Origin of the sequence: Photorhabdus heterorhabditis, assembly GCF_001280945.1 — a bacterium.
In the GTDB taxonomy this organism is placed as follows: domain Bacteria; phylum Pseudomonadota; class Gammaproteobacteria; order Enterobacterales; family Enterobacteriaceae; genus Photorhabdus; species Photorhabdus heterorhabditis.
Window position 1 is genome coordinate 1 of the sequence record NZ_LJCS01000204.1, and the last position, 795, is coordinate 795.

Annotated in this window: 1 pseudogene; it reads right to left on the minus strand. The window is 59.7% G+C overall.

Annotated features, from left to right (window positions below):
• Positions 1–795, minus strand: a pseudogene (locus tag AM629_RS22905) (hemagglutinin repeat-containing protein); the annotation flags it as partial.

The window sequence follows — 795 nt, forward strand, 5'->3', positions numbered from 1 at the left end:
GTGTATAACCGGTGGTGTCTTTCCCCTGCGAGGTTTTGGTGCCGCCGATGCCAAGCTTGTTCCGTTTTTTCTTTTTGACGTACCAGCGGGTCTGGCTGCCGGTCTCCGTGGTGATGCGTTCCCCCTGGGTGGCGATATTATGCAGTTCGCCAATATTGCCCGCCAGTGCGCCGCCGGCGACGATTTGGCTGTCGTGATTGGTCACCTGCGCGCTATTGAGGGTCAGATTGCCGCCGGCCAGCATTTTACCGGGGTCACTGTGTGTGACCTGCGTTTCCCTGACGGTCCGGGTGTACTGATATTCATCAAAGTTATCGCTGCGGCTGCCATCCGGCATGATGGCCTCGTGCACGCCGTATTTGTTGTGGTGAGAAGTGTCCACCTGTGACCAGTCATAGCGGGTGGTCTGGCCGCGCAATACCGCGTCGTGATGGGGCGATTTTTCCGTTTCGACGACCTGAGTCACCAACCCGGCGTTGGTGTTGTTAATCTGGTCAGCATTAATGGTCAAATGGCGCCCGGCTTCCATCGTCGCCGCGTGGTTATTGAGCACCCGGGCCTGACCGGTCGCGGACAAGGTGTTATCCAGCTGGCCGCCGATGTGCATGTCGCCCACGCTGTCAATCTGCGCATGATGCTGGTTGTTGAGCGTGCCGGTGCCGATGTCAAGCTGGTCCCGCGCCGCAATCACGGCGGCTTTGCCGTCCTGTGCGGTGTTATTCAGGGTCCCCGTCTGGAGGGCGAGCTGGTCCCCGTAAATCCGTCCGGTGCCGGTGTTGGTCAGGGTGTTAGCCG